Origin of the sequence: Cellulomonas fengjieae, assembly GCF_018388465.1 — a bacterium.
GTDB classification, from domain to species: domain Bacteria; phylum Actinomycetota; class Actinomycetes; order Actinomycetales; family Cellulomonadaceae; genus Cellulomonas; species Cellulomonas fengjieae.
Window position 1 is genome coordinate 2722275 of sequence record NZ_CP074404.1, and the last position, 24240, is coordinate 2746514.

The window sequence follows — 24240 nt, forward strand, 5'->3', positions numbered from 1 at the left end:
GGGGACAGACGTGACAGCCCGCTGCGGCGGGTCATCCCTTCACGGCGCCGAAGATCACGCCCTTGGTGAAGTGCCGCTGCACGAACGGGTACACCAGCAGGATGGGGATGACGGCGAGCACCATGATCGCCATCTTGACCGGGAGCCCGGTGACGGCGCCGGTGGCCACGTCGACCTGGCCGGCCCCGCTGCCCGGGAGCGTCACGCCCTGCAGGACGTAGGACCGCAGGACGAGCTGCAGCGGCCACTTGGCGTTGTCGTTGATGTAGAGCATCGCGTTGAAGAACGCGTTGAAGTACCCGACGCCGTAGAACAGCGCGACGACGGCGATGACCGCCCGGGACATGGGCGCGACGATGCTGCGCAGGATCCGCCAGTCGCCGGCACCGTCGATGCGCGCCGCCTCGGTGATGGCCGGGTCGATCCCCATGAAGAACGACCGCAGGATCAGGACGTTGAAGGCCGAGACGGCCCCGGGCAGGATCAGCGCCCAGTAGCTGTTGATCAGGCCGAGGTTGCTGACCAGCAGGTACGTCGGGATCATCCCGGCGCCGAAGAACATCGTGATGAGGAAGACGAACAGGATCGGCCGGTGCAGGATCGAGCTCGGCCGGGAGAGCCCGTACGCGGCGAGCATGGACACCGAGGTCGACAGCAGCGTGCCGACCGCGGTGATGCCGATGCTCACCATGGCGGCGCGCGTCACGATGCCGCCGTTGAGGATCTGCTCGTAGGCGCTGAAGGTGAGCGTGCCGGGCACGATGACCATGCCGCCCGACCGGTTGACGTCCGCCGTCGTCGACAGCGAGGTCAGCACGACCGTGTAGAGCGGGAAGAGGACCGTGAGCACCACACCCGCCAGGACGACGGCCTTCAGGCCCTGACCGAGCGGGGACGGCTTGCCCTCCCACGCGTTGCGGTGCGTCTTGCGGGGCTTGCGCCGCACGGGGCGGGCGTCGCGCACGGGGTCCGGGACCGGGACGGCGTCCGGGTGGCCCAGCGGGCCCTGTCCGACGTCTGACTGGATGCTCATGATTTGCGGTACACCCCATCCTCACCGAAGACGTGCGCGAGCTTGTTCGCTCCCAGGACGAGGAGCAGAGAGACGACACCCTTGACCAGGCCGGCGGCAGCGGCGAACGCCCAGTCGCCGTTCACGACGCCCTGGTAGTACACGAAGGTGTCGATGACCTCCGCGGCGCCGGAGCCGACGGCGTCGCGCTGCAGGATCAGCTGCTCGAACCCGACGGTGAGCGCGTCGCCCAGGCGCAGGATGAGCAGCAGGATGATCGTCGGCCGGATCGCGGGAAGCGTGATGTGCCACATCCGCCGCCACCGCCCGGCACCGTCCATCGCCGCGGCCTCGTAGTGGGCCGGGTCCACGGTCGCCAGCGCGGCGAGGAAGATGATGATGCCCCAGCCGGCGTCCTTCCAGACGGCCTGCGCGGTGATGAGGACCAGGAACGAGTCCGGGTTGGTCATCAGGTCGAACCCGCTGTAGCCGGCGTCGGCCAGGACCCGGTTCACCAGGCCCGCGCCGCCGAAGATCTGCTGGAAGATCGTCACGACGAGCACCCACGAGAAGAAGTGGGGCAGGTAGATGATCGACTGGATCGTGGTGCGCAGACCCGGCGTGATCACGCTGTTCAGCAGCAGGGCGAGCACGATCGGGATCGGGAAGTAGAACACCAGCTGGAACGCCGTGATCACGAGCGTGTTCTCGACCGAGTGCAGGAACAACGGGTTGGTGAAGACGCGGACGAAGTTGTCCCAGCCCACGAACGCGCTGTCGAGGATCCCCGTGTACGGGGAGTAGTCCTGCCACGCGATGACGTTGCCCAGCATCGGGACGTAGGCGAAGACCACCAGGAGCACGATGCCCGGCAGGGTCATCGTGAGCAGCGTCCTGTCCCGCCTCAGCCGCGTACGCCAGGTGACGCGGTTGACCGGGGCGCCACCGTCGGGGACCACCTGGCGCCGCGAGCGCCGGCGCGGCCGGCTCGATGGGGTGGCGGCGGGTTCGCCGCCGGCCCCCCGGCCCGACGGCTGAGCCGTCGGGCCGGGGGTCGTCGTTCCGGTCGTCATGAGTCGGCGGACTCGCCGTCGCCCTGCTGGGCCTCGTAGATCTCCGTGTAGAACGCCCGCAGCTCCTCGCCGCCGGACGTACGCCACGTCTCGATGGCGGCGTCGAGGTCGTCCATCGACTTACGCCCGCGAGCGATGTCCTTCTCCAGGTCGTCGAAGGGCTGCCCGAGCGACGCGTACTGCGCGGGCTCGGTGATGTTCATCCCGTAGAACAGCGGCTCCACCATGAACTCGGCGTTGCGCGCACCCCATGCGCTGCGGCGCTCGACGTAGTCGGGCAGGGCCACCTGGGCGTTCACGACCGGGGGGTCCACCAGGAAGATGTAGCTCGGCTGCACCTCGGTCTGCGCGAGGGTCGTCGGCACCGGGAGCTTGTTGGCGTCCAGGTCGTAGTGCAGGCCCTCGACGCCGTAGTTGATCAGCTGGAACTCCTCCGTGCCGAACGGCGACGCCAGGAAGTTCGCGGCCGTCAGGAGCTCCTTGATGGCGGCGTCGTCATCGTTCGCCTTGAGGTAGGAGCAGATGCTCGCACCGTTGGGCTTGTAGAGGACCGGGTCGCCACCGTCGGCCGCGAAGACCGGCAGGACGTCGATGCTGAAGTCCGGGTTGGTCGCGCGGTTGCGCGTCAGGGCCTCGTGCCAGTAGCCCAGGCCGCCGGAGTTCACCAGCACGTCGCCGGACTCGAAGCGCAGGCCCGCGTCGCCGTCGTTGCCGGCGACCGCGTCGGGGTGCACCGCGCCGGAGGCGTAGACCTCGGCCAGCCACTCGAGCGCCGCGCGGTACTCGTCCGTCTCCACGCGGTTGACGAGCTTGCCGTCCTCGCCGACCTCCCAGCCCTTGGCGGGCAGGACGCCGAACATCACGGTCGCGGTCGACCACATGTCGTTGGTGCCCCAGACGCCCTCACCGGTGTTGTCGACGACGAAGTCGAGGAGCTCGTCCGCGTTCGTCGGCAGGGCGGCCTCGGGGAGCAGGTCGTCGCGGTACATCGACCAGTTGGTCACGCCGGCGGCCTCGGGGAACGGGAGCCCGTAGAGCTTGCCGTTCCACGAGCACGCCTGCCACGCCTCGGTCGGGATGTTCGCCAGGTACGGGTACTCGTCGACCTTGTCGCCGGCCAGGAAGGGCGTCAGGTCCTCGAAGATCGTCTCGACGGCCTGGCCGAAGCGGGGCGGGTTGTTCCAGGACGGGATGCTGACCCAGTCCGCGACGTCCTTCGGGGAGGCGAGCACCGCGGCGAGCTTGTCGCCGTAGGTGTTGCCGTCCGAGATCTGGAAGTTCAGGGTCGTGCCCATCGCCTCGCTGACCGCGTCGAAGTACTGGTTCCCCTTGGTCGGGGGGATGGTGCCCCACAGCGGCGTCATCACGGTGTACTCGCCACCGGAGCCGGGGGGCGCGTCGAAGGCCTTGACCAGCGGGTCCGGGATCGACAGGAAGCCCGGCGCCGAGCCGTTCACGCTCGGGAAGTCGGCCTCCACCAGGTCGATCGGGGCGTGGTTGGGCAGGTTCTCCTCCGAGATCCCCGCCTGGACGTCATCGCCTCCCTTGGCGCCGTCCGCGTTCGTGTCGCCGCCGCCGCAGGCCGCGAGCAGCGAGGTGGCCGCGAGGGCTGCGGTCGCCGTCACCCACACCCGCCGCCGCTGAGCGCCGTGACTCGTCGTGAGTCTCTTCATCACCAGATCCACTCCTTTGGGAACGTCGGAGGCGTCGATGCCCCCTGAGGTGCCTGACACCCGCGACGGGTGTCTTCCGCCGCGGGCGACACGGTTCGACCAAGATCCGTCGAAGCGCTTCGAGTGAAAAGTAGACCATGCGCCGAGGGATGACAACGTTGCCATGTCATGATGGCCGGCATCCCCTCCACCCCGTCCGGTGCTCACGCCCCGGACCAGGCACGACGCGTGCGAAAACCCCTCGAAGGAGCCCTCGATGGACCACCACTCCCCCGAGCCGGACCGTGCCGCAGCACCCCGGGTGTCGCCCGTCGACCTGCTCGGCCGGCTGACGCTCGACGAGAAGATCGCGCTGCTGCACCAGCACGCGCCCGCCGTCGACCGGCTCGGCCTGCGGCCGTACACCACCGGCACCGAGTGCCTGCACGGCCTGTCGTGGACGGGCGTGGCCACCGTGTTCCCGCAGCCCGTCGGCCTGGCCAGCACCTGGGACGTCGACCTCCTGGCCCGCGTGGGCCGCGCGGTCGGCACCGAGGTCCGCGCCAAGCACGCCGAGGACCCGTCGATCGGCCTGAACGTCTGGGCGCCGGTCGTCAACACGCTGCGCCACCCCCTGTGGGGCCGCAACGAGGAGGGCTACAGCGAGGATCCCGACCTCACGGCCGCCCTGGCCACCGGCTACTGCCAGGGTCTGCGCGGCGAGGACCCCGATGTCTGGCTCACCGTCCCGACCCTCAAGCACTACCTCGGCTACGGCAACGAGACCGACCGGTCCGCCACGAGCTCCCACCTTCCCCCGCAGTCGCTGCGGGAGTACGAGCTGCCCGCCTTCCAGGGCCCGCTCGCCGCGGGCGTCGTCGGCGCGGTCATGCCGTCGTACAACCTGGTCAACGGTCGGCCGAACCACGTCGCGACCGAGCTCCTCGACGAGCTCCGCACGTGGGCGGACGGCTCCGTCGCCGTGGTCTCGGACGCGCAGGCGCCCTCGAGCCTGGTCGACGTCGAGCGGTTCTTCCCCGACCACGTGACCTCGCACGCGGCGGCGCTGCGTGCGGGCATCGACTCCTTCACGGACAACTCGCAGGATGTGCGCCCGACGATCGAGCGGATCACCGCCGCGCTGGGCGCCGGGCTCGTGGACGAGGCCGACATCGACCGCGCCGTGCTCCGGCTGCTCGAGCTGCGCGACCGGACCGGCGAGCTCTCGGGCGCCGACCCCTACCGGGTGCCGGCCACCGCCATCGACACGGCGGAGCACCGCGCGCTGGCCCGGGAGGCGAGCACCCGCGGTGTCGTGCTCCTGGCCAACGACGGCGGCGCGCTGCCGCTCGGTGAGCCCACGTCCATCGCGGTCGTCGGCCCGTTCGCCGCGCACGTGGTCCACGACTGGTACTCCGGCACACCGCCGTACGTCGTCACCCTCGCCGACGCGCTGGCCGAGCGGTACCCGGACGCGGAGGTCCGGGTGGCCACCGGCGCCGACCGGGTCGCGCTGTTCAGCCGCACGCACCAGCGCTACCTCGCCGCGACGCCGACGGGCGACGCCGTCACCGCGACCTCGGTCACCGTCGACGCCACCAGTCAGTTCGACGTCACCGACTGGGGCCACGGCGTCCTCAGCCTGCGCAGCGTGGCCACCGGCGCCTACCTGAGCGGCCAGAGCTGGATCCAGCGGGCCGACGCCGACCGCATCGGTGGCTGGGTGGTGCAGGAGACGTACTCCGCACGGACCCAGCCCGACGGGTCGGTGTCCCTGCTGCACATCGGCAGCGGCAAGTGGCTCCGCATCCAGAACGGCACCCACCTGCTCGTGGCCGACGGCACCGAGGCGACCGCCGAACGGTTCTCCCTCGAGACCCTCGTCAGCGGGAGCGACGACGTCGCCCGGGCGTGCGCCGGTGCGGACGCCGTGCTGGTCGCCGTCGGCAACGACCCGCACGTCGCGGGACGCGAGACCGAGGACCGGCCCGACCTCCTGCTCGGCGCGACGGCCGCGACGGCCTGGAGCTCCGCGTCCGCCGCGCACGACCGGCCGATCCTCGTGATCGTCTCCAGCTACCCCTACGCGGTGCAGGACGAGGCCGCGCAGGCCGGCGCTGTGGTGTGGAGCTCGCACGCCGGCCAGGAGCTCGGGCACGGCCTGGTCGACGTCCTCTCCGGCGACGTCAACCCCTCGGGGCGCATCGCACAGACCTGGTGGCGGCGGGTCGAGGACGCCGGCGACCTGCTCGACTACGACGTGACGGGCGCGGGTGGCCAGGGCGGCCAGACCTACCGGTACGCCGAGGCCGACCCGCTCTACGGGCTCGGCCACGGCCTGGGCTACTCCGAGATCGCCTACCGCAGGCTCGAGCTCTCCGCCGGCAGCGTCGCGGCGCCCGCACCGACCTTCGGGCACACGCCCGCGCGGGACGCCGAGGCCCCCGGCACGGACCTCACGGCCACGGTCACCGTCGAGAACACCGGGGACCGCCCGGTGGACGAGCTCGTCGCGGTCTACTCCCACGCCCCGCAGGACCTGACCGTCCGGGCCCCGCGTCGCCGCCTGCTGGCCTGGACCCGCGTCGAGGTGGCCCCGCACTCCACGCTCGACGTGCGACTGCCGCTCCCCCTGGGTGCCCTGGCCGTCTGGGACGTCGCCGCCACGGCGCCCGACCGCACCGCGCTCGTGGCGACCCCGGGCGCCTACGTGGTCCAGCCCGGCGCCTACGTCGTCGCGAGCGGGCCGAGCGTGACCGAGGCCGCCCTCACCGCCCCGCTCACCGTCACCGGTCCCGAGCCCGCGGTCCTGCGTCCGGGGACCCTGCCCGCAGCGGCCTTCCACTCCTACCGCTCCCTCGTCACGTCGGCTCGCGAGCGCACGCTCGGCAGCTGCATCGAGGTCCACCCGGCGCACGAGGCGGGCTGGGCGCAGTACGGGCGGATCGCGCTCGACGGCGCCCGCGTGGTGCGGATCCTGGTGGCGCGCCGGTGGCTTCCTGCCTCGTCGGCCCCGCGGGTCCGGTTGACCGCCGGCGGCACCGGGTGGGCACCGCTGACGGAGTGGGCGGACGTGACGAGCACCGAGCAGTACGACTGGCAGGAGCTGCGCCTGGAGCTCCTCTCGCCGCCGGCGGGACCCGTCGACCTGCGGGTCGAGATCGAGGGTGCCGCGCGGGTCGCGGAGCTGATCTTCGACTGAGGCCGACCGGCCCGCCGTCCCTTGTGCCGAGCCGACCACCCGGAGTCGCCGCGTGCGTCCTGTCACCAACCCCGTCCTGCCCGGGTGCCACCCGGACCCGTCGGTCTGCCGCGTCGGCGACGTCTACTACCTGGTGGTCTCCTCGTTCGGGTACTACCCCGGCATCCCGGTGTACCGCAGCACGGACCTCGTGGACTGGGAGCTCGTCGGCCACGTCCTGGACCGTCCCGGCCAGCTCGACCTGACCGGGCTCGACCTGTCCGACGGGATCTGGGCCTCGACCATCCGCCACCACGACGGGGTGTTCTACGTGGTCTCGGGCATCGCGCGGGGGCGCACCGGGGCGTCGACCTTCGTCGTCACCGCCACGGACCCCGCCGGTCCGTGGTCGGACCCGGTGGAGCTGGACGCACAGGGCATCGACCCGTCGCTCTTCTTCGACGACGACGGGCGCTGCTGGTTCACCGGTGCGCGGGACGCTCCGGAGCCCGCGGTCACCGGTCCGGGCGAGCTGTGGCTGCGCGAGCTGGACCTCGACACCCTCCGCCTCGTCGGACCGGAGCACGTGCTGTGGCACGGCGCCCTGCGCGGTCAGTGGGTCGAGGGTCCGCACCTGTACAAGCGCGACGGGCGCTACCTGCTGCTCGCGGCCGAGGGCGGTACCGAGCGCAACCACGCCGTCACGGCGGCGAGCGCGACCCACGTCACCGGCCCGTACGTGACCGACCCCCGCAGCCCGCTGCTCACGCACCGCCACCTCGGGCCGGACCATCCCGTGCAGAACGTGGGGCACGCCGACCTGGTCGACACCCCCTCCGGCCAGACCTGGGCCGTCGTGCTCGCGGTGCGCGCCGTCGACGACACGCACGTGCTGGGCCGCGAGACGTTCCTCGTTCCCGTCGAGTGGTCGACCGCGGGCCCCGTCTTCGCCCCGGGTGCCGGGGCGATCCACGTCGGTGAGGCCGCGACCGCAGCGCCCGTCGAGGTGCTCGACCTCGCCGCGCCACTCGCCGCGCAGGGCTGGGCGAGCCTTCGTGGGCCGGTGACCGGGCTCGTCGAGCCGGTGCCGGACGGGCTGCTGCTCACCCCGGCGGGGGCCGACCTGGCGGGCCGCGGCACGCCGACGTTCGTGGCGCGACGCCAGCAGCACCCGCGGTTCCGCACCCGGACCCGGCTGCGAGCCGACGGGCTCACCGGCGCGGAGCAGGCCGGCGTGGTGGCGTTCCTGCACCAGGACCGGTTCGTGACCCACGCGCTGGGCGTCGACGCCGACGGCTCGCGCGAGGTTCGCGTGACCGCCTGGACCTCCGCCGGCGGGCACGTCCTCGGCCGGGCCCCGCTGCCGGGGGACTCGGCCACGCTGCTGATCACCGGCGACGACTCCACGTACACGTTCGCGCTCGAGACCGGTGCGGAGCAGACCGTCGTCGCGGCGGTCGACCGGGCCTTCCTGAGCACCGAGGTGGCCGGCGGCTTCCTCGGCGTGCACCTGGGCGTGTTCGCCGACGGGGCGAGCGGGCCGAGCACCGCACAGGCCCTCGTCGAGGCGTTCAGCTACGAGCCGCTGGCGGCGCCGCGGCAGCAACGGCCCGGCCCCGGCTGACCGTCAGCGCGGCGGCGCGGTGCTGCGGCGCACCACGAGCTCCGGCTCGAGCTTGCGATGGCCGACGACGTCACCGCGCAGCGCCGCGAGAAGGGACTCGATCGCGGCCTCCCCCAGGGCCGCGAAGTCCTGGCGCACGGTGGTCAGCGCGGGCACGAGGTAGCCCGACCCCACCTGGTCGTCGAAGCCCACCAGGGACACGTCGCCCGGAACGCTCACTCCCCGCTCGGCGAACGCCGCGAGCACGCCCATCGCCATCTGGTCGTTGCCGGCGAACACCGCGCCCGGCGGGCCGCCCGGCCGCGACACGAGCTCGTGGGCCAGGCGGTACCCGCTCTCGGCGGTGAAGTCGCCCTCCAGCAGGTCACCGCTCAGCCCCGGCGTCGCCTCGAGCTCGGCCCGCCAGCCCTCCACCCGAGCGCGCGCGTCCCAGGTCCGCAGCGCCCCGCTCAGGTGGACGATCTCCCGGTGCCCGAGGCCGGCCAGGTGGCGCACCACCAGCCCCGCCCCCAGGTCCTGGTCGACCTCGACCGACGCCACGCGCGGGTTCGGGACGTCACCGGACATCACCACCGACAGCGGGATCCGGCTGGTGATCGTCGCCAGCGCGTCGACCGCGACGGGCCGGTCCGCGACGACCGCGACGGCCTCCACCGACTGGTCCGCCAGCCGTTGCACGGTCTCGGCGAGGTCGCCCGCGCCGTCCATCCAGCTGGCGAGGCTGACCCAGTACCCCGCCCGGCGCGCTGCGGTCTCCAGGCCGAGCAGGAGCCGGGGCAGCTCGTACAGCTCCGACCCGGCGATGACCACGCCGATCGTCGAGGAGCTGCCGGACTTCAGCGCCCGGGCCATCGAGTTGCGGCGGTAGCCCAGCTCGGCGATGGCGGCCTCCACCCGCGCGCGGGTGTCCGCGCTCACCGACGGGTGGCCGTTCACGACCCTGGACACCGTCACGTGCGACACGCCAGCGAGGCGAGCGACGTCGACCATCCCCGGTGCGCGTTCCTTCACCAGGGGCTCCGCTCTCGCCTCACGCGTGGCGGCAGCTCGGTCGGGGTACCAGGCCGCTCAGCACACGGTACCCCTGCGACCTGCGGATACACCGCCATCACCGGTCGACGCGACGTGTCGAGACTGCGCTCGACGACGGCGGCGCGTCAGCGCCGGCCGCCGCCGACCCGCACGGTCCCGGTGAGTCGGACGTCCGCGGACGACGAGCCGACGAACACCGGGATGTCACCGCGCGGCGTGCGCCACCGGTCCCGGTCGACGTCCCAGTACGACACCGACTCCGGGCTGAGCGCCACGGTCACCTGCCTGCGCTCCCCCGGCTGGAGGGTCACGGTCGCCCACCCGGCCAGCACCTTCGGCGCGCTCTGCACCTGGCGGGTCGGCAGGTTGCCGACGTACACCTGCACGGTCTCGGTCCCGGCGACCGCACCGGTGTTGCGGACGGCGACCCTGACCTGCAGCGCCCCGTTCGCTGCGGGAGCTGTGCGCAGGTTCCGGTAGTCGTAGGTCGTGTACGACAAGCCGTGCCCGAAGGGGTACTGGGGCGCGATGCCGAACTCCTCGTACCCGCGGTAGCCGACGTAGATGCCCTCCGTGAACTGCTGGTCCAGCCCGATGCCCGAGTACTGCTCCGGCGTGCTGACCGGCGTGCTGTCCTCGTCGACCGGAAGCGTGATCGGCAGGCGTCCGGACGGGTTGACGTCCCCGAACAGGATGCCGGCCAGCGCGTTGCCCTGCTCCTGCCCCCCGAACCACGAGTGGATGATCGCCGGCACGCCACCCTCCCAGTCGGAGGTCTGGACCGCGCCACCGGTGGCCAGCACCACGACCGTGCGGGGGTTCGCCGCCGCGACCTCGCGGATGAGCTCGGCCTGACCGTTGGGCAGATCGAGGTCCGGCTTGTCTCCGCCCTCGGTGGAGTAGTCGCGCACCACGACGACCGCCGCCTGTGACGAGCGCGCGAGGTCGGCCGCTGCCTGTGCCTGCGGCGCGACGACGCCGTCCGGCGGGGTCCAGCCGAGCTGGAACACTGCCCCGGCGTCGGTGCCGGTCACCCCGGGGTTGTTGTACTCGACCCGCAGGTCGTGCGCGACGCCGGCGGTCAGCGGGACCGCTGCCGTCACGGTGGCCAGGACGCCGTCCTGGTCCGCCGACAGGACGAGCGCGTCGTCGAGGTAGACGTCCGCCCGGCCGATGGTGGTCACGGCGAGCTCGTACGTGCCGTCGACCGGAGCGGTGAGGGCCCCCGTCCACCGGATCGACGGTCCCATGTCCCGGGTCTGCGTCGGGAAGTGCGGGGACTGGGAGTTGAACCCGGGGAACACGAAGAACCCGGCGTTGATGGCGGCATAGGGCTCGGTCCGGTCAGCGAGCACCGTGCCGGCGAACTCCGGCTCGGAGAAGTACTCCGCCCGCAGCCCGGGAGCCCCGGCGCCGTCCGTGAGGTAGTCCGAAGGGATCGGGTCCGGGCCGCCGATGAGCGACGCGGAGGTCACGGGATCGGCCCCGGCGACGTGCCGGACCAGGACACCCGCGCCCGCCCGCGCCCGGATTCCGTCGAGCGGGCTCACCGTGTAGGTCGGCTTCACCAGCGAGCTGCCGCCACCCGCGACGACGGTGTCCGCGTCGGCGCCGATCACCGCGATCGACCCGACCGACCCGCTCAGCGGGAGCGCGCTCGCCTCGTTCTTCAGCAGCACCATCGCCCGCTCGGCGACCTGCCGCGCGAACGCGCCGTGCTCCGCCTCGGGCAGCGCCGAGATGACCGGCGGGTTGTCGAACAGCCCGAGCGCGAACATGGGCCGCAGGATCCGCAGGACGGCGTCGTCGATCCGGGAGACCGGGACCTGACCTGCGCGGACGGCGTCGAGCAGCGGTCCGCAGAAGAAGCACGTGCCGGGTCCCGTCTGCGGGGTGGTGTTGCCCGGCATCTCCTGGTCGAGCCCGCCCAGGATCGCCTGCACGGTGCTGTGCGTGGCGCCGTAGTCGCTCATCACCCAGCCCTCGAAGCCGAGCTGCTCCTTGAGGATCCGGTTCAGCAGCTCGTCGCTCTCGCACGCGAACACGCCGTTCACCTTGTTGAACGCGCACATCGCGGAACCCGGCCGCCCTTCCTCCACGCCGATCGCGTACGGCCGCGTGTAGATCTCCTGCAGAGCCCGCTCGTCCACCACCGCGTTGCCACCGCTGAGCCGGTTCACCTCCTGCGTGTACACGTTGTAGTGCTTGATGTCGGCGACGACGGGGTGCGACTGGATCCCCCGGATCTCGGCCGCCGCGATCGTGCCGGACAGCAGCGGGTCCTCGCCCAGCGCCTCGAACGCGCGGCCCGCCTGCGCCACCCGCGCGATGTCGACGGCCGGGGACAGCAGGACGTTGTGGCCCGTGCGGAAGGCCTCGTCACCCGCGACCTGCCCGTACTGCTCGGCCAGGGCGGTGTCCCAGGTGGCCGCCAGGGCGATCGGCGCCGGCAGCTGCGTCGCCTCCTGGTCATTGACGCCGGGGTTGGCGATGCGGACCCCCGCCGGACCGTCGGCCATGGTCAGCGCGGGGATGCCGAGGCGCTCGATCGGGCCGTTGTAGAAGCCGTAGAAGTTGTTCTGCTCCCCGTGCAGCATGTCGACCTTCTCGTCGAGGGTCATCTGCCGCAGCAGGGCGCGGGCGCGCCGGGTGTCGGGGCCGGACTCGTCCCACCACCACTGCGACGGCAGGGACTTCACGTCCTGCAGGCTCTCGGTGACGGCCGCCTCGCCATCGGGATCGTCCGGGGCCGCGACCGCACCACCCGCCGGCACGACCATCGCCGCCACACTGACGGCCGCCACGATCGACAGCCTGAGGGACCTGGTTCGGATGTCGGTACGCATGGACCCTCCCCCGGGTCACGGCGTCGGGCACCACGGCCTCATTGCCGCTGGCGCTGCCCCCGCCACATCCCAGTAGTCCACCGGTGGCGCACAGGCGTCAAGGGCGGTTCTGCGCGGCGACCACGCCATGGGTGCTGCCCACGACGCCCGAAGCGGCCCTCAGGGCTTGCTCGTCCGTCGTCGAGACCGCGGTGCGCCGGCACGCCACGACGCCGGCCGAGCGGCACTCGCCCCAGCCTGAGGACCGGTGAGCGGTATACCCACCGTCGATCCATGCGCCCGGTCAGCACACCTAGCCGTCGCCGCGGGGCGGCGTCGCGGGTCCGGGCGCTGCGTGTGCGTCGTCGGGCTGCCCGTCCCCGTGGTGCGCGTCGCCGAGGAGCACCGTCTGTTCGCGCAGCACGGTGATCATCCGACGAAGGTAGTCCGTGATCGCGGCCTGCTGCTCGGGGGTGTACTCGGCAATGAGCCCACCGAGCGCCCCACCGAGTCGCGCGAAGGCGTCGTCGAGCTCCGGGTTCGTCGAGGGGACTGCGCGGATGATCGCGCGCCGGCGGTCAGCAGGGTCCGTCTCGCGCTGCACGTGCCCGCCCGCGGCCAGACGTCCGACGAGGCTGGTGATCGCCGCAGGGGTCAGGCCCGTCCGTCGGGCGAGCTGGGTGGCACTGAAGGGCCCTTCCTGGTCGATGAGCTCGAGGGTCTTCAGGTCGCCCGCCGACAGGCGGACGCGCGCGGCGACCGCTTGGTGGAAGAGGACGACGGCACTGCTCAGCTCGCGCCCGAGGGACGGAGTGCTTGACACGGGACCCCTCAAATCACTTAGATCGGTCGTAGTAATTACTACGACCCATCTAAGTAGATCAGGAGGCGCGCATGGATGCCACCGAGGCGATCGACGCGACGATGAGCGGGATCGAAGAGGCCTGGGCTGCAGGGGACGCGGGCGCCTTCGCTGCGCTCCATGCGCCGATGGCGACCTATCTGGCATTCGACGGCACGTTGATGGTCGGACGGCGCGAGATCGAGAGCGGGCACGCGCCGCTCTTCCGCGGGATCATGCGCGGCTCGCGGCTCCTGAGCTGGGACCGTCGCGTGCGCCTGGTTTCGAGCGATGTCGCGGTCGCCACGCAGATGGGCGGGATCGTCATGCGGTGGCAGGGCGACCGCGCGACGCCGTCGGCGAAACGGGTCTCGGCGAACACGACGGTGCTCGTCCGCGACGGGGACCGGTGGCTGGTGACGGCGTTTCAGAACACCCGGTACCGGCCGTGGGCGGACACCCTGCTGGGCCGCCTGATGACGAGATCGTCGGGGTGACCGGCGTGCTGCACCACGTGTGCGCGGGCGTGGTCCTGCTGGGCTCGGCGGCGACGTTGTACGTGACGGCGCCGCTCCTGCTCGGGCTCGCGATCGTGCCGGCGGGCCTGCGCAGCTACCAGCTGTACAGCGGCGACACCAACGGCTGGCTGGAGCTGCTCGTCGAGCTCCTGCGCGTGGCCCTGGTCGTCGCCATGGTCGCCGTCGGTCGGCGGTGGCGCGGCGTCGCGGGGTAACCGTGGCGGCAGGTGCGGGCCGACGTGGCGCGGGCGTACCGCGCGGGCTGGTTCGGCATCCTTGTCCAGCTGGGCGTCGTCACCCTCGCCGCGCTCGCCGTCGGAGCGGTCGTCACCGAGTCGTCGGTGCGCGACGTGCTCGGCGCGCTGGGGGCGGACAGCGTGCCTGCACGGCGTGCGGCCGACGCCGTGACGTTCGCCGTGAAGAACGTCGTCGTGATCCCCGTCTACCTCGCGGCCCTGCTCATCGCGAGCGGTGCGGTGCCGGTGGAGCGCACCGCGGCGCGCGCAGGTGCTGCGGGCTGAGGGCGAGCGTCCGCCGGACGTCGGTCCCGGCCCGGATCTACCCGCACGCATCCGCTCGTGGCCGGCAACGTCTCCACGCGACCGCTGCGTACCTCCTGGGTGCACCAACGCCGGAGGCCCTCTCTCCCCGAAGGGAGAAAGGGCCTCTGAGCTGCAACTTCACTTGTAGCGGGGGCAGGATTTGAACCTGCGACCTCTGGGTTATGAGCCCAGCGAGCTACCGAGCTGCTCCACCCCGCGTCGGTGAGTACAACTTACCCCACCCCTGGAGGGGGGCCAAATCGCAGGCACCCGGCCGGTGGTGGTGTGCGTCACCCCCACCGGCCGGACCCGCGTCATTCAGCCAGTCGCGCCTCGGCGTCCAGGGCGGCCTGGATCGCCGTGTCGAGGCGCTTCTGCGCCTCGCCGTAGGTGGCGAAGTCGCCGGTCGCGAGGGCAGCCTGGCCCTCGGCGATGGCCTCCTTGGCCTGCTGCAGCGCGCGGTCCAGGTCGGCGCGCGCCGTCGTGTCCGTCCCGGTGCCCGCGCCCGGGTCGGCCGGTGCGGCGGGGGTGTCGGTCGGCGTGTCCGTCGGTTCCTGCGTCGGCGGGGTCTCCGCGTCCGGATCGGTTCCGGCGTCACCGGCATCGGCACCCGAGTCGCCCCCGAACACCTGGTCCAGGGCACCGTCGAGGGTGTCCGCGAACCCGATGTCGTCACCGAAGGCCACGAGCACGCGCTGCAGCAGCGGGAACGTGGTGCCGGAGCGTGCCTGCACGTAGACCGGCTGCACGTACAGCAGGCCGCCGCCCATGGGCAGGGTCAGCAGGTTGCCGCGGACCACCTGCGAGTCGCCACGGCCGAGGATGTTGAGCTCGTTGGACACGTCCGGGTCGGCGACGAAGTTGTTGTTCACCTGACCCGGCCCGGGCACCGTCGAGTCGCGCGGCAGCTCGAGCAGGCGCATCTTGCCGTAGTCCTCGGACACCTTCCCGTCCTCGTTGCCCGCCTCGGCGTCCACCGCCAGGTAGCCGGTGAGCACGTTGCGCGCGTTGGTACCCGTCGGGATGAACGACGACATCAGCGAGAAGCTGGCCTCGTCCTGGTCGGGCATCCGCAGCGTGAGGTAGTACGGCGGCTGCGGGACGGCGACCTCGCTGGTCGGGTCGTTCGGGTTGGCCCAGAAGTCGTTGCCGGAGAAGAACTGGCCGGCGTCGGTGACGTGGTACCGGGCGAGCAGGTTGCGCTGCACCTTGAACAGGTCCTCGGGGTAGCGCAGGTGGCTCATCAGGGCGCCGTCGATCTCGGACATCGGCTCGAGCGACGACGGGAACACCGAGTCCCACGCCCGCAGGATGGGGTCCTCGGCGTCCCACGCGTACAGCGTCACGGACCCGTCGTAGGCGTCGACCGTGGCCTTCACCGAGTTGCGGATGTAGTTCACGGTCTTCGGCTGGAGCGCCTCGACCGTCTCCGACGTCGCGGTCAGGGAGTCCGTCGTCGCGTCGTCGAGCGAGCGGGTCGCGGCGTACGGGTACTGGTCGGACGTCGTGTAGCCGTCGACGATCCAGACGACCTTCTCGTTCACCACGGCCGGGTAGGCGCGACCGTCGAGCGTCAGGTACGGCGCCACCTTCTGCACCCGGTCACGCGGGTCGCGGTCGTAGAGGATCTGCGACTCGCTGGTCACGCGCTCCGAGAACAGGATCTGCTCGGAGCCGAACTTCAGCGCGTACAGGAGCTTGGCCAGCGGGTTGCCGATCGAGGGTCCCGCCGACACCTCCTGCGTGGGGAACGTGCTGTTCACCGCGCCCTCGGAGTCGTCGGCCGGGTAGTCCAGCTCCCACGGCGTGGCGTCCTCCGGCGCACCGACGATCGAGTACGCCGGGGCCTTCGGGCTGAAGTAGATGCGCGGCTCGTACGGGCCCATCTGGCCGGTCGACGGGATGCCCTGCTCCCAGAACGCCGGGGCGCCCCGTCCCGCCGTCGTGTTGCCGTAGGCCGCGACCACGCCGTACCCGTGCGTGTAGACGGTGGCGTCGTTGGTCCAGTTGCGCTGCTGCGCGTCCAGGCCGTCGAGCGACAGCTCGCGCACGGCGATGACCGTGTCGCGGCTCTCCCCGTCGATCTCGTACCGGTCCACCGACAGGGAGTCGGGGAAGTCGTAGAACGCGCGGATCTGCTCGAGCTGCTTGAACGACGGGCTGACGATCTGGGGGTCGAGCAGGCGGATCGAGGCCGTGGTGTCGGCGTCGGCGCGCAGCGCGCCGGCCTCGGCGGTGACCTCGGCGTCGTAGGCGGTCTTCTCGACGTCCGTGAGGTCGTAGGCGTCGAGGGTCGCGTCGATGTTGCGCTTGATGTACTCCGCCTCGGCGTCCTGCTGGTTCGGCTGCACCTGGAAGCGCTGGACGATCGCCGGGTAGATGCCGCCGACCGCGATCGCGGCCACGACCATGAGCCCGACGCCGATGGCCGGAAGGCGCCAGTTGCCACGGATCGCGGTGACGATGAACATCACCGCGACGAAGATCGCGATGCCCGCCAGGATCGCCTTCGACGGGATGACCGCGTGCACGTCGGTGAACGACGCACCGACGAACTTCTCCCCCGACTTGGTCAGGATCGAGTACCGGTCCAGCCAGTAGCTCGAGGCGATGAGCAGCATCAGCACGGCCGCGATCAGCGACAGCTGCACCCGGGCGGCCCGGGTGGTGCGGGGCGCACCCCCGCGCTGGCCGCCGACCCGCAGGCCGCCGTACAGGTACTGGGTGGCCACGGCGCCGATGCCGGCGAGCACGACGACCGCGGTGAGGAACGAGACCACGAACCGCAGGCCGGGCAGCGTGAACAGGTAGAAGCCCAGGTCGATGCCGTACTGCGGGTCGGTCTCGCCGACGGACTTGCCGTGCATCCACAGCTGGACCGTCTGCCACTGCTGCGACGCGGCGGCGCCGGCGAACAGGCCGAGGACGGCCGGCCCGACGATCATGACCAGGCGACGCAGCGGCTCGATGGCCTCGCGGTACTGGTCGAGGTTCGCCTGCTCCTGGGTGGACGGCGCGTACACCGGCCGCGACCGGTAGCCGAAGTTCAGGCTCCAGAAGACCGCACCGGCCATGACGAGGAACCCGGCGACGAACAGCGCCGCCCGGGTGAGCCACTCGGTGCGGATGACGTCGGTGAACCCCAGCTGCTGGAACCAGAGCACCTCCGTCCACACCTGGGCGAGGAGCAGGACGGCGACGACCAGCACCCCGAGGACGACGAGCGTGGGGGCGAGTGCTCCGCGTCGGCGGGGGCGAGCCGGGCTCGGGCGGGGCGGCGGGCTTCCGAAAGTCACGGCGGGGCAGTCCTCGTCATCGGCAACAGGTGAGACACATCGGCACGGTCATGGACCGTGCGAGCGACGCGCGACAGGCACGTATCACTCGCACTCAGAACGCGCCGGTCGAGGCACAGGTTCCCACACGGATGCGACCATGAACCCTGTGAGTGCACCCACCCCTGACCTGGCCGCGCTGGCCGACTCCGTCCGCGAGATCGAGCATCACGTCGCCGAAGCCGGTTGGGACGGCCCGGTGCGCGTCTTCGCGCTCGTCCGCACCCAGGAGATGCTGCGCACCGAGCCCGGCCTGGCTGCGCAGCTCGACGAGTCGGTCCTGGAAGCCGCCCGGTCCCAGCCGTGGCACCTGACGTCGATCGAGCAGGAGGACCTGCCGGCCGCACCCGACCTCGAGACGCTGCTCGCGGGCCTGTCGTGGCCGTCGACCGTCGACGGCATGGCCGTCACCGTGGAGCGCGTGGTCCTGCCGCCCGCCGCCGAGGAGGAGATGCCGCAGGACACCGACGCCGCGCTCGACTACCTGCTGTCGCACCCGGAGCGCCAGGACGTCCGGCTGGTCGTCGGTGCGCTGCGCGGCGGCCCGTCGTGGTGCGCGGTGCGCACCCGCGCCAACGACGCCGACGACCAGGTCGGCCAGGGCGCCGACCTGGTGCCCGGGCTCGTCGCCGCGGTGCGCTCGACCCTCGACTAGGTCGACCGGCTCGACTGGCAGCTCGGCAGGTCCTCGGTCGTCCCCGCGCCGATCGCGACGACGGTCTCGCGCGCCTCGTGCAGGGTCTCGACCGGGACCACGCGCAGGCCGTCCGGGACGTGCCCGACGACCTCCGGGCAGTTGTCGGCGGGGGCCAGGAACCAGGTGGCGCCGTCCCGGGCCGCACCGGCGAGCTTCTGCCGGATGCCGCCGATGGGCCCGACCTCGCCCGTGACGTCGATGGTCCCGGTGCCGGCGATGTGCTCGCCGGCGGCCTCGTCCTCGGGCGTCATCTTGTCGATGATCCCGAGCGCGAACATGGTCCCCGCGCTCGGGCCGCCGATGTCGTCGATGCTGATCGAGATGTCGACCGGCATGTCGAACGTCGGGTCGATGAACACCCCGATCTGCGCCTTGCCGTCGTCCCTCGTGCCGGTGACGATCGGGATGTCGAGCGCCTGCCCGTGCCGCCGCACCGTGAGCGTCACGGTGGTCCCGGGCTCGACGCGCTCGAGCTGCGTGATGAGCCCCTGGTAGTCGGGCACGGGGGCCCCGTCGAGGGCGACGATGACGTCCCCCTCCTCCACCTTGCCCTCGGCGTCCGTCCCCTCGACGGCCCCGGCGACGACGAGGGTCGCGGGAACCTCGTAGCCGAGCTCGGTGAGCGCCGCGACGGCGGCGTTCTCCTGCGACGAGACCATCTCCGCGGTGTTCGACTCGTCGATCTCGTCCTGCGTGCGGTCCGGCGGGTAGAGCAGCTCGACGGGCTGCACCACCGCATCGGGAGAGAACCAACCCTCCAGGACGCCGACGACGCTGGAGGGGAAGCCCGGTCCGCCCGTGCCGGACACCGTGGTCAGGCGGAGCTCGCCCGTGGCGTCGAACGTCTCGGCGCCCTCGATCTGGATCAGGGGCGTGCCGTCGTGCTCGCCCAGCACGTCCCGCGTCGGCCCGGGGCTGCTGACCGCGTACGGCACGGGCATGACGGCGAGGACGGCGACCAGCACCGCCGTGGACAGCAGCCCGACGGACAGGGTGAGCGACCGCGGGCTGACGCGGTCGGGCGCGCCGAAGGGCGCGTCGACGTCGGACGGGAGCGAGGGCTGGTCGAGCACGCCCACATCATCCCCCGGCACGGCGGGGTCGGCCGTCACGGCCGCTTCCTGGACCGTGCCTGGCGCCACACGGCCGCGGTGCCGATGACCGCGACCGCCGCCCCGGCGGCACCCAGCGCCGCCACGTCGCGCGACGCGACCCGCCGCCCCGCCACCGCCAGGCGGCCCTGGACGCCCTCGAGCAGCACGTCCAGGCACGCGGCGCTGGACCAGCGCGGCTCCCACCCGGCCTCGCGCAGCCGGTCGGACGCGACCGTCCAGGGGTAGACGACGTACGCGAGCTCCGACGCGGGCGCGGGGAGGGCGCCGACGCGGTGGAGCCGCTCCGCGGTGCCGAACGCCGTCGCGGCGGCCAGCTCGATCCGGCGCATGCCCGCGGCCGCCTCGACCTCGGCCGGCTCGAGCACGTCGTCCGCTCCGACGGTGAGCACGCCGGACAGCCGCTCCTCCACCGCGAACCGGGCGGCGGCGGCGAGGTCCTCGACGTGCACGAACTGCCACTGCCGGGCGGCACCGCGCACGGTGAGCAGGCGCGGCGCCTCGAAGTGCCGGGTGACGAACGTGTCGATGCCCGGCCCGACGACCGCGGCGGGTCGCAGCACCGTCACGAGCGGCGACCTGCGACGGCGGCCACGCTCGAGCACCGCCTCGGCCGCCACCAGGTCGCCCACCAGGCCGTCGCGCGGCACCTCGTCGGCACGCGGGAGCGGGTCGTCGTCGTGGATCACGGGACGGTCGGGCCAGGCCCCGTGCACGACTGCGGAGCCGATGGCCACCACGTGTCTCGTCCCGACCGCGCGCGCGGCGGCCAGGACCCGCTGCGTGTGCGCGACGATCGTCGCCTCGCTCTCCCGGCCGGGCTTGCCCGACGCCCCGGCGAGGTCGGCCTCGTGCGTCACGAGCACGACGACACCGGCCCCCTCGAGCGCGTCCTGCGGACGTCGCGCGGGGAGCTCGGCGACCGTCCGCACCCCCGTGCCCCACGCGGTCGCGACCGCGGCGGCGACGGGTCCGCGGCCGACCACGACGACGTCGTCGTCGCTCGTCCGCGCCGCCGACGCGCCGAGCGGACGCGCGCTGCGCCCTGAGCGAATCTGCCCGCCCACCATCCCCCGTCCCGGTGCCACGCAGTTACCGTGTTCGCAGCCCGCCCTATCGTCGCAGGAGGTCCACGTGAGCCCCGACAACTCCGCCGTACCGGGAGCCGATGGTGGCATGCCCGCGTGGGAGCAGGTGATGCGCGCGATGCTGGGTGACGGCGCCGACGAGGCCATCCGTGAGCTGCAGGAACGGGGCTTCGACCCCGACGCGATGGCCGCCGCGTCCGGCCTGCCCAACGACCCCGCGGTCCTCCAGCAGGTGTTCGCGCAGGTGCAGGCCATGCTGGCCGCGTCGGGCGACGATCCCGTGAACTGGCAGATGGCCCACGACCTGGCGCGTCAGCAGGCCGCCGCCGGCGGCGACCCGTCGCTGACCGCGGCGCAGACGCGGCAGGTGCTCGACGCGCTCGGCGTCGCCGAGCTGTGGCTCGACGCCGCCACCGACCTTCCGCCGTCCACCGGGACCCCGCGTGCGTGGAGCCGGGCCGAGTGGGTCGAGGCGACCCTGCCCGCCTGGCGCACGCTGACCGAGCCGGTGGCCAGCTCGCTGTCGTCCGCGCTCGTCGGCGCCCTGGGCGGCGCCCTGCCCGACGAGTCGCCCGAGGGGTTCGGTCTGCCGGGCGGCATCGAGCCGGCGCAGCTCCTGCGCCAGCTCGGCTCCGCGGTGTTCGGCATGCAGGTCGGCCAGGCCGCCGGCACGCTCGCGCACGAGGTGTTCGGCACCACCGACATCGGGCTCCCGCTCCTCGACCGCCCCGCCCCCGCGCTGGTCGCCGCCAACGTCGACGCCTTCGCGGAAGGTCTCGATGCGCCCGTGGACGAGGTGCGGCTGTTCCTGGCTCTGCGCGAGGCGGCCGCCACGCGCCTGTTCACCCACGTCCCCTGGCTCCGCGCCCACCTGCTGTCCACGGTCGAGGCCTACGCGCGCGGGATCACGATCGACGCGGAGCAGCTCGAGGAGGCCGTGCGCTCCGTCGACGTGACGGACACCGCCGCCCTGCAGCAGGCACTCTCCGGCGGGGTGTTCGCGCCGCACACCACGGCCGCGCAGAAGGCCGCGCTCGAGCGCCTGGAGACCGCGCTCGCGCTCGTCGAGGGCTGGGTCGACGAGGTCACCGCGACCGCGGCGCTCCCCCACCTGCCGCACACGATGGCCCTGCGCGAGATGATCCGCAGGCGCCGTGCCGCCGGTGGTCCGGCGGAGCAGACGTTCGCGAACCTGGTCGGCCTCGAGCTGCGACCCCGCCGGCTGCGCGACGCCGCGGCGCTGTGGGCACAGATCACCCGGGACAACGGTGCGACCGGACGCGACGCCGTGTGGGACCACCCCGACCTGCTGCCGAGCACCGAGGACCTCGACGACCCGGCCGGTTACGCGGCACGTCGGGCGACCGCGGTGGACGACGCCGCCGAGGTGGACCGGGCGCTGGCCGAGATCCTCGGCGACGACCCGGACGCCGGCCCCACAGCCTGACCCGACCAGCCGGCCGCGGCCGACGGGCCTGCGGCGTGGACGCTCAGCGCCTGCCGTCGTCCCCGAGGTCGTCGAGCTCGAGATCCTCGGCCACCTCGACGACCTGCACCTCGTCGAGCTCGTCCACCTCGTCGGCCAGCACGTCGTCCAGCACGTCGTCCAGCACGTCGTCCGGCTCCGCCAGCGCACCGCCGTCGACGTCGCCCACGCCGTCCTCGGCTCCCCCGGCCGGGGCCTCCTGACCTCGTTCCGCCGCGTACGCGTACCCCTCGAGGAAGCCGCGTGCGCGCTGGGTGCGCGGATAGGCCTCGAGCACGGCCCAGAACTCGGGCCCGTGCCCGGCGTGCAGCAGGTGCGCGAGCTCGTGCAGCAGCACGTAGTCGAGCACCCACCGCGGCATGCCACGCACGCGGTCGGAGATCCGGATCGTCCCGTCGGACGGCGTGCAGGACCCCCACCGCCGGCCCTGGTTGGTGGACCACCGGACCGTCGTCGGCCGCGCCCGCCCGCCGAGGTACCTGGTGGAGAGCTCCGTGGCCCTCGACATCAGCTCGTCGTCGGACGGCCGACGGCGGCGCTCCTGGGTGGCCAGCCGCGTCAGCATCCGACGCACCCACTCGCGTTCCTGGGCACGCGTGAACCGTGCGGGGATGGCCACGATGGTGCGGTCGCCCTCGCGCCAGGCCGTCACCGTGCGCACGCGTTTGCGCGATCGGCGGATCTCGACCTGTGACAGGTCCTGCGGGGGCTGCACACCGGAACGCTAGCGCCCCGCGTCCCCGGCCCCGGGTTCACCCGTCCGCACACGGCGAGTCCTGCACGATTCCGGGGGCTGTGGGCGTCTCGGCCACTACTGTGAAAGCCGCTCGGACGTGGCAGCACCACCACGCCCGGCCGCCGGCCGGCGGTTTCCCGGTCCGGTGCACGACACCGAGGGAGGACCCCCATGGCCGAGACGTATGCAGGCGAGTTCTATTGCGTGAAGTGCAAGGAGAAGCGTGAGGCCGAGGGCGACGTCGTCATCTCGGAGTCCGGCCGCCGGATGGCCAAGGCCGTCTGCCCGGTCTGCGGGACGAAGCTGAACCGGATCCTCGGCAAGGCCTGAGCACCGCACGTACCGCCCGAGGGCATCGTCCACCCGGACGGTGCCCTTTCGGCGTTCCTGGGGCTGTGGATGACCTGCGCGCGGCGTCGGCCGTGCTGCGAGAGTGACGCCGTCGTTCTCGGAAGGGGGCATCCATGCGACTGCGTGACGGGCTGCAGGTGCTGCGACGCACCGCGACCGAGGTCCAGGTCGGCACCGACCCGCGCTGGGCCGTCCGGCTGACCGACCTCACCTCCGCGGAAGCGGACCTGCTGCTCTCCGTCGGGCCGCGCACCGACCTGGGTCGCGTCCTCGGGGCCGCGGCGCGTCGGGGCCTGGACGGCGAACGGGTCCAGGCGCTCGTGGGCGTGCTGGTGGAGGCGCGGCTCACCGACGACCATCCGCCTCGGGCGGTCCTGCGAGGTCCAGCGGCGGCGGACGCGACCACGTGGTCCCTCCTGCGCGCCGACGGCGACGGCGCCGGCCTGGTCCGGGCGCGTGCGCAGCGGGTGGTCGCGGTGCTGGGCCTCGGACCCACCGGCCTCGGCATCGCCGTCGGCCTCGCGGCGGCGGGGGTCGGCACGCTCCTGCTCGACGACGAGCGTCCGGTGCGATCGACGGACGTCGGCGTGTGCGGATACCGGTGGGCGGACGCCGGAGCGCCGCGCGAGCACGTGGCCGCACGCATCCTGCGGGACGTCGCGCCGCACGTGTCCACGCTGTCGCAGCGCCCGGCGGACGCCGTGGTGCTCGTCGAGGACGGGGTGGCGGACCCCATGCGCGGGCCCGTCCTGGTGTGCGGGGCCACCGCCCACCTCAGCGTGGTGATCCGCGAGGCCGACACGGTCGTCGGGCCGTTCGTCGTCCCCGGCGCGGGGCCGTGCCTGCGCTGCCTCGACCTGCACCGCGCCGACGCCGACGCGTCGTGGCCGACCATCGCCACGCAGCTGCGTGCCGGGACCGCCGACGAGTCCGGCGTCGTCGCGGCGGTGTGCGCCGGGCTGGCCGCCTCGGCCGTGCTCGCGCACCTGGACCGCGTCGCCGGGCTCGCACCCGGCGTCACGTTCGAGGTCGCCCTGCCGGACGCCGTTCCCCGCAGACGCACGTGGGCGGTGCACCCCGAGTGCGGGTGCACCGCCCTTCCGGCGTCGCCGGCGGGCGCGCCGGTCTGAGCCGA

18 protein-coding genes, 1 tRNA gene and 1 pseudogene are annotated in these 24240 nt (G+C 72.8%); 9 read left to right on the forward strand and 11 right to left on the reverse strand.

Annotated elements, in window-relative coordinates; all coding sequences use genetic code 11:
* Positions 1–31 precede the first annotated feature (31 nt).
* From KG102_RS12500 to KG102_RS12510, 3 genes are read right to left on the reverse strand one after another with little or no spacing between them, the layout of a single operon-like run.
* Complete coding sequence (locus tag KG102_RS12500; RefSeq protein WP_208211884.1) at positions 32–1033, reverse strand: carbohydrate ABC transporter permease; 1002 nt, start codon at positions 1031–1033, stop codon at positions 32–34.
* Positions 1030–2085: an ABC transporter permease gene (locus KG102_RS12505; protein ID WP_208211886.1), complete on the reverse strand. Its 1056-nt coding sequence runs from the start codon at positions 2083–2085 to the stop codon at positions 1030–1032. The genes KG102_RS12500 and KG102_RS12505 overlap by 4 nt, the downstream gene beginning before the upstream one ends.
* Positions 2082–3758 (reverse strand): type 2 periplasmic-binding domain-containing protein, encoded by a 1677-nt coding sequence (locus KG102_RS12510; RefSeq protein WP_208288547.1) that lies wholly within the window; start codon positions 3756–3758, stop codon positions 2082–2084. The genes KG102_RS12505 and KG102_RS12510 overlap by 4 nt, the downstream gene beginning before the upstream one ends.
* A 256-nt stretch (positions 3759–4014) precedes the next feature.
* Here KG102_RS12510 and KG102_RS12515 point away from each other — a divergent pair, with 256 nt between their 5' ends.
* Together KG102_RS12515 and KG102_RS12520 are read left to right on the forward strand one after the other, a co-directional pair.
* On the forward strand, positions 4015–6939 hold the full coding sequence (locus tag KG102_RS12515) for a glycoside hydrolase family 3 protein (protein WP_208288545.1): 2925 nt from the start codon (positions 4015–4017) through the stop codon (positions 6937–6939).
* A gap of 52 nt (positions 6940–6991) precedes the next feature.
* On the forward strand, positions 6992–8542 hold the full coding sequence (locus KG102_RS12520) for a glycoside hydrolase family 43 protein (RefSeq protein ID WP_208288543.1): 1551 nt from the start codon (positions 6992–6994) through the stop codon (positions 8540–8542).
* Positions 8543–8545: 3 nt separating this feature from the next.
* Here the strand turns inward: KG102_RS12520 and KG102_RS12525 are convergent, their stop codons facing one another.
* From KG102_RS12525 to KG102_RS12535, 3 genes are all read right to left on the reverse strand, one after another.
* Positions 8546–9532 (reverse strand): LacI family DNA-binding transcriptional regulator, encoded by a 987-nt coding sequence (locus tag KG102_RS12525; protein WP_208289025.1) that lies wholly within the window; start codon positions 9530–9532, stop codon positions 8546–8548.
* Positions 9533–9699: 167 nt separating this feature from the next.
* Complete coding sequence (locus KG102_RS12530; RefSeq protein WP_249667310.1) at positions 9700–12378, reverse strand: beta-glucosidase family protein; 2679 nt, start codon at positions 12376–12378, stop codon at positions 9700–9702.
* A 334-nt stretch (positions 12379–12712) separates the two neighbouring features.
* Positions 12713–13222 (reverse strand): MarR family winged helix-turn-helix transcriptional regulator, encoded by a 510-nt coding sequence (locus tag KG102_RS12535; RefSeq protein ID WP_249667311.1) that lies wholly within the window; start codon positions 13220–13222, stop codon positions 12713–12715.
* A gap of 71 nt (positions 13223–13293) precedes the next feature.
* On the opposite strand from KG102_RS12535, the gene KG102_RS12540 reads away from it, so the two are divergent.
* Genes KG102_RS12540 through KG102_RS12550 form a run of 3 tightly spaced genes read left to right on the forward strand, consistent with a single transcriptional unit; the run spans position 13294 to position 14279 of the window.
* Positions 13294–13737 carry an SgcJ/EcaC family oxidoreductase gene (locus tag KG102_RS12540; RefSeq protein ID WP_243883901.1) on the forward strand — a complete coding sequence of 148 codons (444 nt, stop codon included), beginning with the start codon at positions 13294–13296 and terminating at the stop codon, positions 13735–13737.
* The gene (locus tag KG102_RS12545) at positions 13734–13973 is read left to right on the forward strand and encodes a hypothetical protein (protein ID WP_208288534.1); all 240 of its coding nucleotides are present in this window, start codon (positions 13734–13736) and stop codon (positions 13971–13973) included. The genes KG102_RS12540 and KG102_RS12545 overlap by 4 nt, the downstream gene beginning before the upstream one ends.
* A gap of 12 nt (positions 13974–13985) precedes the next feature.
* The gene (locus KG102_RS12550; RefSeq protein WP_208288530.1) at positions 13986–14279 is read left to right on the forward strand and encodes a hypothetical protein; all 294 of its coding nucleotides are present in this window, start codon (positions 13986–13988) and stop codon (positions 14277–14279) included.
* Between the two features lie 166 nt (positions 14280–14445).
* On the opposite strand, the gene KG102_RS12555 is transcribed toward KG102_RS12550, so the two are convergent.
* Positions 14446–14519 (reverse strand) — tRNA-Met (locus tag KG102_RS12555).
* Between the two features lie 95 nt (positions 14520–14614).
* Entirely contained in the window at positions 14615–17596 is a 2982-nt protein-coding gene (locus tag KG102_RS12560) for a UPF0182 family membrane protein (RefSeq protein ID WP_208211908.1), read from the reverse strand.
* A gap of 139 nt (positions 17597–17735) precedes the next feature.
* Here KG102_RS12560 and KG102_RS12565 point away from each other — a divergent pair, with 139 nt between their 5' ends.
* Positions 17736–18290 (forward strand): PPA1309 family protein, encoded by a 555-nt coding sequence (locus KG102_RS12565; protein ID WP_208211911.1) that lies wholly within the window; start codon positions 17736–17738, stop codon positions 18288–18290.
* Here KG102_RS12565 and KG102_RS12570 read toward each other — a convergent pair.
* Both KG102_RS12570 and KG102_RS12575 read right to left on the reverse strand, forming a co-directional pair.
* Entirely contained in the window at positions 18287–19444 is a 1158-nt protein-coding gene (locus tag KG102_RS12570; protein ID WP_249667312.1) for a YlbL family protein, read from the reverse strand. The genes KG102_RS12565 and KG102_RS12570 overlap by 4 nt on opposite strands.
* Positions 19441–20532 carry an NAD-dependent epimerase/dehydratase family protein gene (locus KG102_RS12575; protein ID WP_249667313.1) on the reverse strand — a complete coding sequence of 364 codons (1092 nt, stop codon included), beginning with the start codon at positions 20530–20532 and terminating at the stop codon, positions 19441–19443. The genes KG102_RS12570 and KG102_RS12575 overlap by 4 nt, the downstream gene beginning before the upstream one ends.
* 46 nt (positions 20533–20578) lie before the next feature.
* On the opposite strand from KG102_RS12575, the gene KG102_RS12580 reads away from it, so the two are divergent.
* Positions 20579–21979 carry a zinc-dependent metalloprotease gene (locus tag KG102_RS12580; protein ID WP_372438221.1) on the forward strand — a complete coding sequence of 467 codons (1401 nt, stop codon included), beginning with the start codon at positions 20579–20581 and terminating at the stop codon, positions 21977–21979.
* Positions 21980–22172: 193 nt separating this feature from the next.
* Here KG102_RS12580 and KG102_RS12585 read toward each other — a convergent pair.
* A pseudogene (locus tag KG102_RS12585) lies at positions 22173–22733 on the reverse strand (SprT-like domain-containing protein); the annotation flags it as partial.
* 192 nt (positions 22734–22925) lie between these two features.
* Between KG102_RS12585 and KG102_RS12590 the strand changes: the two are divergent.
* A complete protein-coding gene (locus KG102_RS12590) occupies positions 22926–23084 on the forward strand; it encodes a DUF5679 domain-containing protein (protein WP_175348182.1) in 159 nt (52 codons plus the stop codon).
* 134 nt (positions 23085–23218) lie between these two features.
* Complete coding sequence (locus tag KG102_RS12595; RefSeq protein ID WP_208211915.1) at positions 23219–24235, forward strand: ThiF family adenylyltransferase; 1017 nt, start codon at positions 23219–23221, stop codon at positions 24233–24235.
* Positions 24236–24240 lie beyond the last annotated feature (5 nt).

Coding starts and splice junctions, on each gene's coding strand:
- KG102_RS12500 (WP_208211884.1), bottom strand. CDS start 1,033: ATGAGCATCCAGTCAGACGTCGGACAGGGCCCGCTGGGCCACCCGGAC.
- KG102_RS12505 (WP_208211886.1), bottom strand. CDS start 2,085: ATGACGACCGGAACGACGACCCCCGGCCCGACGGCTCAGCCGTCGGGC.
- KG102_RS12510 (WP_208288547.1), bottom strand. CDS start 3,758: ATGAAGAGACTCACGACGAGTCACGGCGCTCAGCGGCGGCGGGTGTGG.
- KG102_RS12515 (WP_208288545.1), top strand. CDS start 4,015: ATGGACCACCACTCCCCCGAGCCGGACCGTGCCGCAGCACCCCGGGTG.
- KG102_RS12525 (WP_208289025.1), bottom strand. CDS start 9,532: ATGGTCGACGTCGCTCGCCTCGCTGGCGTGTCGCACGTGACGGTGTCC.
- KG102_RS12540 (WP_243883901.1), top strand. CDS start 13,294: ATGGATGCCACCGAGGCGATCGACGCGACGATGAGCGGGATCGAAGAG.
- KG102_RS12565 (WP_208211911.1), top strand. CDS start 17,736: ATGAACCCTGTGAGTGCACCCACCCCTGACCTGGCCGCGCTGGCCGAC.
- KG102_RS12590 (WP_175348182.1), top strand. CDS start 22,926: ATGGCCGAGACGTATGCAGGCGAGTTCTATTGCGTGAAGTGCAAGGAG.
- KG102_RS12595 (WP_208211915.1), top strand. CDS start 23,219: ATGCGACTGCGTGACGGGCTGCAGGTGCTGCGACGCACCGCGACCGAG.